This window comes from Oceanispirochaeta crateris (assembly GCF_008329965.1).
Taxonomy (GTDB): Bacteria; Spirochaetota; Spirochaetia; order DSM-2461; family DSM-2461; genus Oceanispirochaeta; species Oceanispirochaeta crateris.
The window spans coordinates 2,248,673-2,263,581 of sequence record NZ_CP036150.1 but is presented as its reverse complement, the minus strand read 5'-3'; the positions used below and the strand labels follow the sequence as shown (position 1 = coordinate 2,263,581).

13 protein-coding genes are annotated in these 14,909 nt (G+C 42.5%); 9 read left to right on the top strand and 4 right to left on the bottom strand.

Features of this window, described 5'->3' with window-relative positions; all coding sequences use genetic code 11:
- Nucleotides 1-2: 2 nt before the first annotated feature.
- Together EXM22_RS10240 and EXM22_RS10235 are read left to right on the top strand one after the other, a co-directional pair.
- On the top strand, nucleotides 3-992 hold the full coding sequence (locus EXM22_RS10240) for an ABC transporter permease (protein WP_149486429.1): 990 nt from the start codon (nucleotides 3-5) through the stop codon (nucleotides 990-992).
- 97 nt (nucleotides 993-1,089) lie between these two features.
- Nucleotides 1,090-2,073, top strand: coding sequence for a substrate-binding domain-containing protein (locus EXM22_RS10235; protein WP_168203451.1), 984 nt, complete (start codon nucleotides 1,090-1,092; stop codon nucleotides 2,071-2,073).
- A gap of 514 nt (nucleotides 2,074-2,587) precedes the next feature.
- Here EXM22_RS10235 and EXM22_RS10230 read toward each other — a convergent pair.
- Nucleotides 2,588-3,448 (bottom strand): AraC family transcriptional regulator, encoded by an 861-nt coding sequence (locus EXM22_RS10230; protein WP_149486427.1) that lies wholly within the window; start codon nucleotides 3,446-3,448, stop codon nucleotides 2,588-2,590.
- A gap of 109 nt (nucleotides 3,449-3,557) precedes the next feature.
- On the opposite strand from EXM22_RS10230, the gene EXM22_RS10225 reads away from it, so the two are divergent.
- The 4 genes from EXM22_RS10225 (at nucleotide 3,558) to EXM22_RS10210 (ending at nucleotide 7,183) form a co-directional block, all read left to right on the top strand.
- Nucleotides 3,558-4,256 (top strand): D-lyxose/D-mannose family sugar isomerase, encoded by a 699-nt coding sequence (locus EXM22_RS10225; RefSeq protein ID WP_149486426.1) that lies wholly within the window; start codon nucleotides 3,558-3,560, stop codon nucleotides 4,254-4,256.
- Nucleotides 4,253-5,434, top strand: a complete 1,182-nt coding sequence (locus EXM22_RS10220; protein ID WP_168203450.1) for a carbohydrate kinase family protein — start codon at nucleotides 4,253-4,255, stop codon at nucleotides 5,432-5,434. The genes EXM22_RS10225 and EXM22_RS10220 overlap by 4 nt, the downstream gene beginning before the upstream one ends.
- Complete coding sequence (locus EXM22_RS10215) at nucleotides 5,431-6,618, top strand: mannitol dehydrogenase family protein (protein WP_149486424.1); 1,188 nt, start codon at nucleotides 5,431-5,433, stop codon at nucleotides 6,616-6,618. Before EXM22_RS10220 ends, EXM22_RS10215 begins: the two co-directional genes overlap by 4 nt.
- Before the next feature lie 250 nt (nucleotides 6,619-6,868).
- The gene (locus tag EXM22_RS10210; RefSeq protein WP_149486423.1) at nucleotides 6,869-7,183 is read left to right on the top strand and encodes a DDE-type integrase/transposase/recombinase; all 315 of its coding nucleotides are present in this window, start codon (nucleotides 6,869-6,871) and stop codon (nucleotides 7,181-7,183) included.
- A gap of 118 nt (nucleotides 7,184-7,301) precedes the next feature.
- On the opposite strand, the gene EXM22_RS10205 is transcribed toward EXM22_RS10210, so the two are convergent.
- The gene (locus tag EXM22_RS10205; protein WP_149486422.1) at nucleotides 7,302-9,740 is read right to left on the bottom strand and encodes a glycoside hydrolase family 94 protein; all 2,439 of its coding nucleotides are present in this window, start codon (nucleotides 9,738-9,740) and stop codon (nucleotides 7,302-7,304) included.
- A 110-nt stretch (nucleotides 9,741-9,850) separates the two neighbouring features.
- Here EXM22_RS10205 and EXM22_RS10200 point away from each other — a divergent pair, with 110 nt between their 5' ends.
- A complete protein-coding gene (locus tag EXM22_RS10200; protein ID WP_149486421.1) occupies nucleotides 9,851-11,047 on the top strand; it encodes an ROK family protein in 1,197 nt (398 codons plus the stop codon).
- A 21-nt stretch (nucleotides 11,048-11,068) separates the two neighbouring features.
- On the opposite strand, the gene EXM22_RS10195 is transcribed toward EXM22_RS10200, so the two are convergent.
- A complete protein-coding gene (locus EXM22_RS10195) occupies nucleotides 11,069-11,638 on the bottom strand; it encodes a manganese efflux pump MntP (protein WP_149486420.1) in 570 nt (189 codons plus the stop codon).
- A 135-nt stretch (nucleotides 11,639-11,773) separates the two neighbouring features.
- Here EXM22_RS10195 and EXM22_RS10190 point away from each other — a divergent pair, with 135 nt between their 5' ends.
- Nucleotides 11,774-12,766: a Gfo/Idh/MocA family protein gene (locus EXM22_RS10190; protein WP_210411448.1), complete on the top strand. Its 993-nt coding sequence runs from the start codon at nucleotides 11,774-11,776 to the stop codon at nucleotides 12,764-12,766.
- A 12-nt stretch (nucleotides 12,767-12,778) separates the two neighbouring features.
- Here EXM22_RS10190 and EXM22_RS10185 read toward each other — a convergent pair whose 3' ends face one another.
- Nucleotides 12,779-13,498, bottom strand: coding sequence for a pentapeptide repeat-containing protein (locus tag EXM22_RS10185; RefSeq protein WP_168203449.1), 720 nt, complete (start codon nucleotides 13,496-13,498; stop codon nucleotides 12,779-12,781).
- A gap of 22 nt (nucleotides 13,499-13,520) precedes the next feature.
- Here EXM22_RS10185 and EXM22_RS10180 point away from each other — a divergent pair, with 22 nt between their 5' ends.
- Entirely contained in the window at nucleotides 13,521-14,900 is a 1,380-nt protein-coding gene (locus EXM22_RS10180; protein ID WP_168203448.1) for a metallophosphoesterase family protein, read from the top strand.
- Nucleotides 14,901-14,909 lie beyond the last annotated feature (9 nt).

Genomic DNA, 14,909 nt, shown 5'->3' with positions numbered 1-14,909 from the left:
TAATGAAAATTACTAATGTTGAAGTAAATCCAATTGGATTTACGAGTATAATTAAGAGAATTTTGAAGAACTCGTCATTCAGTATCTTTGTTGTGATGATGGGTATGTGCATCGCCATGTATATCGTCAGTCCCCCTTTCAGATCCATGAATAATCTCCTTGCTGTTGCCAAGAATTCCTCAGCCTATGCTATTGCAGGAATCGGAGTATTAATGGTGATCATCACCGGTGGGATCGACCTATCTATCGGATCTATTTTTGGTCTTGCAGGTGTTATTGCGAGCATGGGCATGGTTGATCTGGGGTTGCCTGTAATACCCTCAATCCTGCTGGGGATGCTTATTGGAACTGTTCTGGGATTGACAAACGGACTACTTATCGTAAAAGTGAAACTTCCTCCGTTTATCGCTACACTGGGAATGCTGAGTATAGTAAGAAGCCTTTGTTATATCCTCACTGAGGGATATCCAGTTACTGGAATCACAGAAGATTTTCTGTTCTTAGGACAAGGATTCTACCTTTCAATTCCAGCACCCATATGGGTTATGGTATTTCTTGCAATAATATTTTCAATATTCCTGAATAAGACAGTTATCGGGCGTCATATTTACGCCCTCGGAGGGAATGAGGAAGCAACCAGAATCTCCGGAATAAATACAGATAAGTTAAAACTCCTCGTTTATTCACTTGGTGGTTGTCTCTATGGAATTGCAGGAATTATCACCGCTTCCAAATTGGGGATCGGACAACCCACCGCAGGGCAGGGATACGAGCTGGATGCCATAGCAGCTGTTATTATAGGCGGTGCGTCACTTATTGGGGGAGCCGGAACCATATCAGGAACAATTATCGGTGCTGCAATAATGGGAATCCTTAGAAACGCACTGGTCTTATTATCTATAAAATCACATTGGCAGCAATTTATCATCGGATTTGTCATTATTCTCGCGGTTACCTTAGACCAGTTGAGACGATCCAGAAAAAGCTCATGAGAATGAACCAAAATTACATGGAATCCCGGTTCATTTAAAAATTGGACGGATGCATTCAGCGGCATTCAACGCTGTTTCTATTAAAAGGAGTGTCTCTATGAAGAAACAATTTCTATTTCTATTGTTTGTATGTCTTTCAACCATTCTGTACGCCGCAGGTTCGCAGGATACAAAAGAGAAGAAAGTAATTATCGCTGTTGTACCACAGCAATTGGGAAATGTTGTCTTTCTCCCTGCCAAGGAAGGAGCGGAGCAGGCAGGGAAAGATCTGGGTATCACAATGGAATGGCAAGCGCCCGTAAGAGCAGAAGCACAGCTACAGGCAGAGGTTATTGAAGGGCTTATTGCCAGAAACGTTGATGGAATTGCGATAAGCTGCAATCATCCTGATGCACTGAAAGATGTTTTAAAATTAGCCATCAGCAAAGGCATCATTGTATCAACTTTCGATGCAGATTCCCCTGAAAGCGGTCGAGAGTTCTATGCAGGAACCGAAAACTACCAGGCTGGTGTTACTTGTGGAGAAGAAATGCTGAAGCTTTTCTCAGGCACCAGTAATACAGTCAAAGTAGCCATCCTGGAAGGGATTCCAGGAGCATTTGATATTGAATCCAGAAAAAGTGGATTCCTTGATACAATTGCAGATTCAAATCTTGAGGTAGTATACACAGGAGCCTGTGACGATGATGTGGATAAATCAGTAACGATTGTTGAAGACTATACAAGAGCAAATCCAGAAATTGATGCTTGGTTCATGGCCGGTGGCTGGCCTTATATTGTACAGCCCGGAGCTCTGCCGGAAATGACAAAGTGGAAACTGTCTGATCCTGAAAACCATAAAGTTGTTACTATGGATGTCTTTCCAAGCTCTAAAGCATTCTTTGACAAAGATTTGATTGATGTGGCTGTCGGACAGGATTTTTATTCCATGGGATATTTGAGTGTTGAGAATCTCCATAATCTTATAACAGGTGGCTCTATAAATGGCGGACTGAAGAAAGAAGGATTCCCCGGTTTGTTCATTGATACAGGAGGGAAAATCGTCACACCTGATAACTATAAAGAAGAATTTCCGGAATAGACTTCTTGGATTATTAGAGGACAGAAGTTTTTGCTTCTGTCCACATAGAATTCTTCTTGATTCAAACAAATAATAATATATAGCTATTGATTTTTAACGTTTTTTAGAGGATTCTCTATGAAAGTAAAAATAAATGGACATCCTTGTTCATAATCTGATTAGATATGTAAATTCAGTTGGTCCCTGAAATGTTTATAATGATATTAAATTTGATCAGTATAAATTCTATGGCGTTGAAAACCTGTGTTTAAGCATTTAGCCAAATAATAGACCTCATGGAAAATGGGTATGTTCCAATGGTGAATATGTCGGAACAGATGTGAAATCTATGAGAACAATTGATCTCCCCCCAATATTCGTCCAGTAACAGGTTTTGTTTTCAGCTTACTGAAAACTAATCTAGATTGTGGTACGAATTATTGGGGTAGAGGTCAATAGAACTAAATGTGATTCATTTGCTACTTGTATAATAATTTCCTTTTTTATTCTTAAAATGATCAGGGAGACTCGCCATTCATTCATATAGTTTGGTTCTATATTTTCCGGGAGATAGTCCATCATTATGTTTTTTAAATAATTGGATAAAATATGATACATTTTCAAACCCAGAATTGTAACAGCTTTCAGTAATACTTTGACCCTCACGGATTTTCTCTTTTGCTTTATCTAATCTCATTAATGTTAGATATGTGAAGTATCCAGTTCCAGTCAGACTTTTAAAATAACGACTGAAATAGGATCTTGATAAACCTGCAAAAGAAGATATCGTATTCAAATCAATATTTTTGTGGTAGTTTAATTCTGTAAAGTCAATCACCTTCTTTAGTATATTGGACTCTTTGGAATCATCAGGATAGTATCTTAATTCTTTGAATAATATTCCAAAAATATCTAGTATTAATTTAAGTTGAGAGAAAAAATCTTTTTCTTCTATTTTCTTAATTTCTTCAATTATTGAAGCCAATTCACGATATGCTGGATTAATATAAGTGATTCTTTTCATGGTAGTATAATCTGATCCAAAAATCTGTTTTATATTAAGATATTTTCCCAGAGTTGTCAGTGATATATGCAGAACATCAAATGTTCCATTTCCAGCAATAAAATCAAAAGAGTGCAATGTCCCAGGGGGAGTCACTATTACATCTAATTCTTCCAGATCCATATTGTCTCCATCAATCCATGCTGACCCACATACTCCATGGTTTATATCTATTTCAAGAGTATTATGGTAGTGAAGCTGGGATTTGTGATCCCTTGAAAATTGTCTAGCCCTGAGATTAATAAGATAATCGGATGTTAATTCAAATTCGTCCTCTTCAAGAGATCTGAAAATCAGTTGGTCAGAGGGATGATACTTATCTTCGTACTTCATAAAGAAACAATTATGATGTCAAAATAGCAATAAAGCAACATTTATAAGCAATAAATTATAATATAAGTTATCTTTCTAGGTGATAAAATGATATTTTTAGGAGGGAATTGTGACACGCTCAAAAATAAATCAAATAATAAAAGAATCCATACAGTTTTTTGAAAAAATGAACTTTATGTTACCACCTTTTGCCCATTTTTCTAAGAATGATTGGGTAGAAAATATTAGCAGGTACAAAGAAATACTGGACCTACAGCTGGGTTGGGATATTACAGACTTTGGTCATGACAATTTTGAGGAAGAGGGATTGCTTCTTTTTACTTTGAGAAATGGTAGACTTGGTGATTCAGTCTATAGTAAATCTTATGCTGAAAAAATTATGATTGTTCAGGAAAATCAATATACTCCTATGCATTACCACTGGGTTAAAATGGAAGATATTATAAACAGGGGAGGGGGAAATCTACTTATTAAATTTTATATGGCTGACGAAAATGATCAATTTTCTCCTGAGAATATTGTCTTGAGTATTGATGGTTCTGAGACAGTCATTACAGCTGGAGAAACAGTAAGTCTTAAACCTGGAGAGAGTGTTACCATTCCCCGGAAAGTATTTCATACATTCTGGGGTGAAGAAGGCAAAGGTCCTGTACTAGTTGGAGAGGTTTCAATGGTCAATGACGATAGTAGTGATAATAATTTTTTTAAAGCTGTCGGTCGATTTCCTAAAATTGAAGAAAATGAACAGCCATATCGTTTAATCGGGTCAGATTATAGTCATATACTTGCGATGGAGTCATGGTCATGAGAATTAGTGGAGCTGGTTGTTGTCTCTATGATTACTTATATAAGCACATTTCATTCAATGCTCAGAGTTTCCGTGATTTTCTGTCAATAACTCCAGGGGATGGAGGGGTCACTCCTGGTGAACTTGTTTTTGCTGAAAATTTATCAGAATATAAGAACTCTTCTGTTGAGTCCTGTATAGAACAAATAACAAATGGTCAGGATCCTGATACTGTAAATTTGGGTGGTCCTGCATTAGTTTCGTTGGTTCACAGTGCCCAGATGCTCCCCTCTGAATGGGAGATCATTCTTTATTCCTGTCTGGGAGATGATGCGGAATCAAAAAGGCTTCAAAAAGATATGTCAGGGTTCTCTTTGCATTTTCATTCAAATATTGCGATAGGACTGCCAGTTCCATCTACCATAGTACTATCTGATCCAGAATGGAATGAAGGTTCAGGTGAGCGAACTTTTATTAACACATTAGGAAGTGCAATGGCATTTTCTCCTGATATGATTGATGATAATTTTTTCAACAGTGATATCTTTGTCTGGGGGGGAACTGCCCTTGTCCCTCCCTTACATGACAGTCTGGGCACACTGACAAGAAAAGCAAGAGAACGTAACGGATTCAACATCGTTGGAACTGTTTATGATTTTCGTAATCAGGCTACAGATCCTGAAGGTCCTTGGCCATTGGGGACTCATGAAGAGTCTGCCTATCCTTGGATTGACATCCTTATTACGGATAAAGAAGAAGCTCATCGGCTTTCTATGACAGACAGTGTTGCTGATGCTGCTGATTACTTTCTAGGTCAGGGTTGTGGAGCCTGTATTATAACTCAGGGTAATGATAGAATTTATGTTAAAACTGGATCGGATAAATTTATTCCCATAAATGGAAAAAAATTTCCAGTGAGTCAATGGGTTAACGAAGACCTTAGACTCCATCCTGAAAAAAGAGGCGATACAACAGGCTGTGGTGATAACTTTATGGGAGGTATTATTGTTTCTATTGCCAGGCAGATCTCTAAAAAAACATCTGAATTAATTGATCTTGAAGATTCAATCATTGAGGGAGTCAGTGCTGGAGGCTTTGCTTTATATCAGATGGGTGGTGTCTATACAGAAACAGAACAAGGCTATAAAAAGACAAGAATTAATGAGATAAAGAGTCATTATAGGGAGCAGATTTCATGAGTAAAGAAGTATTGATTTTTGGGGCGGGTAATATTGGCCGTTCATTCATCACCCCAATCTTCCTTGATGCAGGTTATACAGTTTATTTAGCCGATATTAATACTAAATTAATTACGTCCCTGAAAAAAGCTGGGCAATACAATATTAGAATATGTTCCAATGAGGAAGAAACTATCCGAATTGTTCAAGGATTTCATCCTGTTGCATTATCTAATAAAGAGGCTCTTTTTCCCCTGTTAATGAGAATCCCTCTAATGGTTACATCAGTAGGATTAGCTGGCCTTGAAGCCGTGTCTAAGCTTATTGCAGAGACCCTCTCTGGACGAATCAATAATGAGAAAGAATATATACCGCTAGATATTATTCTTGCAGAAAATCTTAGGAATGCATCCTCTTTTTGTCATGGAAAGATCCTTGAATCTCTTAGTGGATCTTTTCCTGTTGAGAGTCATTTAGGTCTTGTAGAAACCAGTATTGGAAAGATGGTTCCCCTACGGACAGAACAAGATATAATACAGGACTCTTTGGGTATGAAGGCTGAGCCATATAATACATTAATCTTGGATAAAGATGGATTTATCGGGCCTATACCGCAATCTCCCTGCATTCAACTAGTTTCACCTATAAAGCCTTGGGTTGATCGAAAGTTGTTTATTCACAATTTGGGGCATGCAGCGGCAGCCTACCTTGGGAGACAGTATTTTCCTAACGAGACTTATCTAGCACCTCTTATGAAAGATAAGGACTTTGTTGAAGAAATTCGAAATGTTATGACAGAAGGGGCAAATATTTTACTCAGTGAGTATCCGGAAGTTTTCACTATTAAGGATCTTACAGATCATATTGACGATTTGCTAACTCGTTTTTCAAATACCTCGCTTGGTGATACTGTTCAGAGAGTTGGTAGAGATTTATCCAGGAAACTTTCCGGGAATGATCGTATTGTGGGCGCTATGGCTGAGGCTGTTCAAAGAAACCTTCCAATTAAAAATATCTGTCGTGTTTATCTGGCGGCACTATCATTTGAGCAAGTTAATCAGGATAGTGAAGATTATAAAATCTTTACTATCTATAAAGAAGAAGGTTTAGAAGCTGTTTATACAGATAAATCCTGTGTAGGTGATTTTTCACCGGCTGTTTATAAAAAAATCTTAGATGAACTCAAGAGGATCGAAGCGCATTAAAAAAGCCTATAACAATAAGATTAGCATCTGTTTGATTCTCGTTCAATCAATTGCTCATCAATTAGAAATCTTTTGGATGAGGAATGAGTCTATAAATAGGTTCTGATGAAGAAGTTCTAGTTGTTAAATAACAAAAGAGATACAGGTCTATATAATATAATCTGGTATCACAGCTGACCAATCTAGAATAAAGTTCCAGGTTTGCATAAACTTGAATATAACGCATCCGAATCATGTGTAGACTTCAGACATCACCTATGTAAATATTCCCGGTGGAATAGTCTATGTCGTTGCAATCATAGACTTGTATAGCCGGAAGATATTATCCTTGAATGTCAGCAACACGATGGATACAGTATTTGGAATGGACGCTTTGATGCAGGCCATAATGGGATATGGATTGCCTAAGATATTTAATACAGATCAAGGTTGCCAATTCACTAGTAATGAATTCACATCCCTCCTGGAAGGAGAAATGGTTCGTATCAGCATGGATGGAAAAGTCGTGCTTTGGATAATATTTACATTGAAAAATTTTCGTAAAGTTTTTATTGAAGTATTTTAATTTCTATAATTCGGTCAGACCACATCAGAATCTGAATGAAAATTCTCCGGATGAGATTTATTCCGGAGAACCTAACTTAAAATGGCTTGAGGTTGTATTGACTGAAGGGGGCACTATATCATCCCAGAGTTACTACAACTTCCCATTGGGTAAAAGATTCCTTGAGGGGTAGAATACCGGATTTGAATTCTTCACCGTTTACCAATATTGTTTTTATCCCAGAGTTTACCCCCTCTGGATTTCTTACAATGACATTGTAACGATTGTTTCTGAAAACCCTGGAGGCTCTAAACTCGGGCCAGTTGCTGGGGATGCAGGGATCAATTTCCAGCCCCTGCCAGTGAGGTCGGAGCCCCAGTATCCACTGACTGATGACTACAAAATTCCAGGAGGCTGTTCCTGTGAGCCATGAGTTTTTGGCCTCTCCATGGTTTGCGGCATCCTTCCCGGCAATCATCTGAGAATAGACATAGGGTTCTGTTCTATGAATATCGCTGATATCTTCCCGGAAGGCCGGGCAGATTCGGCTGTAATAATCAAAGACTTTGTCCCCCTGTTTTTCCATGGCTTCCCCAATCATGACCCAGGGATTGTTGTGGCAGAAAATTCCCGCATTTTCTTTGTATCCCGGCGGATAGGATGAGACTTCTCCCAATTCCAAATGATACTCCTGGTAAGCCGGCTGGAGGATCATAATACCGTGATCTGTAGCCAACTTTTTCTCCACCGAGTCCAAGGCTTTACGGGGCCACCCCTTGCTTTCACCAATGCGGGCCATGGAGCAGAATCCCTGGCTCTCAATGAAGATCTGGCCGTCTTTATTCTCTTTACTGCCGACCTTAGCACCCAGGGCATCATAGGCCCTAAGGAACCATTCACCGTCCCAGCCTGCGTTTTCAACAGCGGTGTTCATTTTGAGTACAGCCTGTCTTGCCTTGAGAGCCGCTTCGGATTGTCCTATCTGTTCCAGAAGTTGGGCATACTCTTCGCCAATATAGGAGAACATTCCGGCAATCATCAAAGATTCGGCAGTATCTCCTTTCTTGTTTGTGGTGGTTTGAAAGGAGTCATCCGGATTTTCTGAAAAGCAGTTGAGATTCAAACAGTCATTCCAGTCGGCCCTGCCAATCAGAGGCAATCCATGGGGCCCCAGGTTGTTCTGAGTGAAGGAGAAAGACCGTTCCAGATGGGTGGCTATTGTTTCGGGAACCCCGGGGACATCATCAAAAGCTACCTTTTCGTCCAGGATGGAAAAATCTCCCGTTTCCTTGATGTAACGACAGATACCCATGATGAGCCACAGAGGGTCATCGTTGAAATCTCCCCCCACATCGGCATTTCCCTTCTTGGTCAGGGGTTGGAATTGGTGGTAGGCACTCCCGTCAGAAAACTGTGTTGAGGCTACATCCAGGAGTCTGGTCTTCACCCTTTCCGGAAACTGATGAACGCATCCCAGCATGTCCTGGCTGGTGTCTCTAAAGCCGATTCCCCGACCGATTCCAGACTCAAAGTATGAGGCGCTTCGGGCCATATTGTAGGTCACAGTACACTGGTACTGGTTCCATGTGTTGACCATGCGGTTGACTTTTTCATCCGGTGTAGACACGCTGAACCGGGACAGAAGGTTCTGCCAATGGATCTGCAGTTCCTCCAGAGCCTTATCAAAGGCGGCCACGTTGCCATAGTCTTCCTGCAACTTCTCGGCGGGAGTCCTGTTGATTTTTCCAGGACTCTCCCATTTCTCTGCAGGATCAACCTCGGTGTAACCTAAGAGAAAAACGAGTGCTTTTTCTTCTCCTGCCTTCAGGGTAATATCAAAACGATGGGAGGCTATAGGAGACCATCCTGAGGCAAGGCTGTTGCCGCTGGTACCCTTTATGACCTGGTCGGGATTTTCATAGCTGCTATAGAGCCCTGTAAAGGTTTCTCTGTCTGTATCGAATCCCTGGGGTGTTTCACTGGCATGATACCAGGCATAATGGTTTCGTCTCTCTCTGAATTCTGTCTTATGATAGATGGTAGGCCCATGGACCTCCACTTCTCCTGTGCTGAAATTCCTTTGAAAGTTGGTTTGATCATCCCAGGCGTTCCAAAGGCAAAACTCCATAAAGGAGTAGAGCTGGAATGTCTTTGTCTCACTAGCGGTGTTGCGGAGCATCAATTTCTGCATTTCTACTGTGCTGCCATCTGAGGGCACTAGGAAGGTTGTTTCCGCTTCCAGTTGATTCTTCATCCCTGTGATACGGGAGTATCCCATTCCGTGACGGCATTCGTAACTATCAAGTTCTGTTTTAACAGGTTTCCATCCCGGATTCCAGAGAGTCTCTCCTTCCTTGATATAGAAGTAGCGGCCTCCTGTATCGATGGGGACATTATTGTAACGGTAGCGGGTGAGTCTCCTCAGTCTGGCATCTCTGAAAAAACTGTATCCTCCGGCAGTATTAGACAGGAGGGAAAAGAAATCATGGCTACCCAGATAGTTGATCCAGGGGTAGGGGGTGGCAGGACTGGTAATAACATATTCGCGGTTGTGGTCATCAAAAAAACCATACTTCATTGAGGGCTCCTCTGCTTTGTTCCAACCAGGAGGAAAATGACTTGCTAAATGGGGAGGAACAAATTATATTATAGGTATGTTTGAGATTCAAACATACCTATAATTGTGTCATGAGAATGACTTGGAGTCAAGGGAAAATGGCCACACAGAATCAAATCAATAATATCAATATGTCCAGAATCCTCCGATTTCTCTGGATGAATCGTGGTTCCTCCCGTGCTCTGATGTGCCGTGAATTGGGTCTTAATAAGTCAACTGTCACCAAAAATGTCCAAATTCTCCTCGATAAGGGAATTGCAGAAGAAATTGAAGAAGGGGAATCCTCTCCCTTGGGAGGCAGACCTCCTGTGGCGTTGGGTATCCGTCAGGATTTCTGCTATGTTCTGGGGATCGAATTCCAGACGGAGTATTACCATGGGGTTATCAGCAATGCCTGGGGACAAGTTGTGTTTACTCAATCAGGAAAACTTGCGGACTCAGATTCTTCTCTTCTTGAATATTTTCTGTGTGTTTTGGATGAGTTGAAACCCGCTTTGGCTGAATACAAGGTTGCCGGAATCGCCTTGGGCCTGCCGGGCGTTGTGGATACAAAAGAGGGGACTGTCTGTTATTCCATGGCCTTTGGCATCGACTCTCCTCTACCTTTTGTTGAAGCCGCTTCTAGAGCCGCCGGTATTCCTGTTTTGATAGAAAATGATGCTAACTGCTGCTGCTGGGGAGATCTGGCCGATCAAAAAGCAAGCAGGGAAGAAAACAGCCTGTTCCTTCTTACGGAATTCCGTGATGTGGATGTTCGGTCTCCGGGGCTTCAAAGTCTGGCCGTGGGTGTCGGTCTTGTTTTAAGAGGGCAGGTTCATACCGGAAGAGACTATTCTGCAGGGGAGTATACAAGTGTTTTTAAAAACAGGGACGGGTCCGGTCAGTTTTCCATTGAACCTTCTGAATTGAGTAATCTCTGGAGTAATCCTGTCCAGCTTAGATTAATCGTGCAGGAAATTAGCCGGACAATTTCATTTCTTGTTAATATTTTAAATTTGACCCGGGTCGTTGTGGGTGGTGTTCTTTGTGATACCGACTCCCTTGTCAAAGAGGCCTTAAGAACTTGCATCAATGAGTCATGGCCCTATTCTAACCAGGTCGAATGCCAGATTGAATTTTCTGATTTGGGTGAGAGTACAGTTGCCCATGGAGCCACAGCCTTCTTTTTGGAACAGCTATTCGGGCTTCCCGATCTCGAAGAGAGAACCGAGCGGGGCTGGCAATTCATTCTTTCTCATCCCTTTTTGATTCGTAAGGGAAGTGATTAGGGCTGGGACAATGATGATCCGCTATAGTAAGGGTGAATGATCTAGAACAATAGTGGTTCCGATCAGTATGAGGATGATACCTCCTACTGTTTCCATCCTTTCGCCAAAGAGATGGCTCAGCCGATGACCGGCATGTACTCCCAAATAGGAGATACCAAAGGTTACCGCCGCGATAACAGCTGCTTCAAAGTAAATCCCTGATCCAAGGAATGAGAGACTGATGCCGACGGCCAGAGCATCGATGCTGGTAGCCACTGACAAAGTCAGAAGATTGGTCAGTTTAAAAGAGTCCTCTGGATCGGGGCATACGCCTTCAGGATGAAGGCTCTCCCATATCATTTTACCACCAATGAAAGCCAATAAGGCAAAAGATATCCAGTGACCATAGGCATCAAGCCATGACCCCGAAAACAGGGATGCTCCCCACCAGCCGGCTAGAGGCATGGCTCCCTGAAACAGGCCAAACAGGGATGCAGTGAGAAGGCAGTGATTGTGTTTGAAATTATCCATGGTGCATCCGCAGCTTAGGGACGCAGCAAAGGCATCCATGGAGAGGGCTAAGGCTGTGAATATCAATGTTATAAAGTTCAATAGAATATCCTTGTCGCCGGTTTCGGCACTATTTTGTCTAATAATGATCCTGGGAGTGATGTTTTAAGCACACAAAATACGGGATTTTATTCATTCCGGCATGATTCTAACCTATTTTCCTTATAGAATAACAGTATGAACAAAAGCATTAATACCAAAATGACAACCTGGGCCATCATTGGAGCCGGAGATGTGGCAGAAATAAAGAGCGGACCGGCATTTCAAAAAGCCGATAGATCAGAACTGAAAGCGGTGATGAGACGAAATCCTGCCAAGGCGGAGGATTTTGCCCGCAGGCATGGAGTGCCTTCCTGGTACTCCACGGTGGAGGACGTTCTTAGCCGGGAGGATATAAACAGTATTTATATCGCGACTCCTCCCTCATCCCACAAAGACTTGGCCATACGGGCTCTTGAGGCAGGTAAAGATGTTTATTTAGAGAAGCCTGTATGCCTTACAGAAGCCGAATGTCGTGAAATTCAGCCCGTGCTGGAGTCCAGCGGGAGAAAACTCGTTGTGGCTCACTACCGCAGGGGGCTTGGTGCTTTTTTAAAGGTGAAGGAATTGCTGGATTCCGGAGCCATCGGAACTGTCCAGTTTGTCAATATAAGAGTGTTTCAAAAAGAGGAATCGGAGATCATGACCGTGACCGAAGATCATTGGCGGGTGAATCCCGAAGTCTCAGGAGGAGGCTTGTTTCATGATATTGGACCCCATCAGATAGACTTGATGCTCTATTACTTTGGAGAAGTCCGTGAGGTTCGTGGATATTCCACCAATCGGTCTGCTAAGAATCCTGCGGATGACTTTGTTGCGGCCCATATCCTTTTTGATTCTGGAATTCCTTTGGAGGGCCTTTGGTCTTTCTGTATTGATGACATGAATCAGGGAAGTGATCTCTGCGAGATTTATGGCTCTGAAGGGGTTATTCGTTTCTCGTTCTTTGGGGACAAGGTTTCCCTGGTGCGCGGATCAGATGAACATATTTTTTCTTTTGATAACCCTGTGAATATTCAGCAGCCTATGATTCAGAAAACAGTAGACTACTTCCAGGGGCTTGGTCCCAATCCCTGTTCTCTCGAAGAAGGAATGAAGTGCATGGCCATCCTCGATGCGGTGACATCCTGATGTCTATGCCCATTAATCCTTGATCACAATCCCCAGGGGGGCCAATAGTGCGGTCACATCGGGGTAGCTGAAGACGGCCCCCCTGAGTTTGTTTTGCTCTGGTTGGATGGTGTAACCTCTGGCTTCGGTAAAGTTGGCTTTTCTCAGGTCGCATTCACTGAAGGGAGTCTCGCTGAATGCCGTTCTCGAAAAATCAGCCTCTCTGAAATCAATTCTGAAAAACTCACAGTCCTGGAATTTGGAATCCCTAAAGACTTTCTTTTTAAGATCCATGTTGCTGAAAAAGCAGTGACGGATCTCGCACTTCTCAAAATCCGGGTAGAATAGGGGGGTGTTACACTCCGAAAAGTTGATTCCCTGCAGCATAGACTCCGTAAACTGGCAATTGCTGAATCCGGCATTGTCTACTTTTAGAAGAGTCAGTTCGCACTCTTCAAACAGGCAGTTTCTAAAACTGCTCCCCCTGAGGAGACTGTCGCTGATGCGGCAGGATTTAAACTGACAGTCCTGGAAGGTCTTTCCGGAGAGATCACTATGGGTCAGGATGATATTCTCAAAGAATTCATCCTCCCAGTCTTCCATGTCAGGGTCATTGAGGTTCTGCATCGTTCTCAGGATTGTATACACGCGATTTGTATTGTTCAATATAGTGGTTGGAAAGGGGTTACTGATGGGCTGTGGCCGGTTAGGATTCCTGCACAACAGTTCGACTGCTTTTAATGATCTGTCCAATCATGGTAAACTTCCTTCATATATGATCAAAAAAATAACAATTGCAGCTCTTCTGGGATTTCCTTTAATATTTCTCTCTTGCGGACAATCTTCTGAGGTCCGGCCATTCTCATTGGGAAAGGCACAGAGTCCTGTGAAATATCCCGAGTTGGATATAGATAATGAGCTGTATTCTTCTCTCAGTGAAAAAGATCTGTTTTTGAAAGGGCGCTCCAAGATCGCCCATGTTTCAGACGTTCATCATTATGCAAGGTCTCTCTACGATCCAGCTTCTGCGGGTTTTGAAGAGTTCTCACGGAATAACGAGGGCAGGACTGTCCTCTACACTACGGAAATGATGGAGATTCTTAAGGCTGATCTACTCAGCCGAGGGGTCAGTACTCTTCTTCTTTCAGGAGACCTCTCTGTTTTGGGAACAAGAGCCACACATGAAGAGATGGCTGACATTCTAGGAGGATTTGAAGACGATGGAATTCATGTCTTCATTACCACAGGAAACCATGACATCAATAATCCCAGAGCCTTTCGCATCGTTGGTTCGGGCACCGAGAGTGTCCCTAGTGTGACCCCTGAGGAATTCAGGGAGATTTACGAAGACTTCGGGTTTAATGAAGCCCTTCTGAATGATCCTACGAGTCTTTCATATTTGGTGGCTCTGGAGGACGATGTATTACTCCTGTCTCTGGACAGCTCCTATTATCAGGACAACTATCACTGGGGTTACAGTGTTGCCCGGGGCGGCTTTAATCCTGAACAGTATGACTTTGTTCTTGAGGCTCTCAAGAGGGCAGAGGGGAAACGTGTCATCATGATGTCTCATCATAACCTGCTGAGGCACTATGAAATTGGTCTCGATTTGAGCAACTTTATGGTCAATGATGAGAACAGGATGCTGAATCTCCTGATGGATCATGGAGTGAAAATCGGTTTATCGGGTCATATACACAAGAGTGATATTAAGGAGTATCTGAGAGGAGACAACTCTTTTTACGGGTTGACCACAGGGTCTCTCCAGATATATCCCCACTCCTATCGTCTCATTGGCTGGGATGATGAAGAACTCTATATCTCCACAGCCGATTTAAGAGACAATATGCTCCGTGACGGCCAACAAGCTATTCTGAATTACAATAGAGATATTGGAATAGCCCGGTCCTACACAGGCCGGTATGAACGCCTGCTGGAGGATGCCTCCGAGGAGGACGCCCGCCTGATGGCAGAGTATTTTTTTCTTGTGAACCTCTATGCGCAGCAGGGACTGGAGGCCTATCTCCCCTCATCCATACTTCAATCCGGAGGGTTGGAACTTCTGATGGCCTCGGGGAACCGTATGAGCGGTTTTGCCCGAAGTCTGCCCCTGGATAGCTATCCCGATGACAGGAACTTCAGGCTCAAATGGTAAGAATATTTG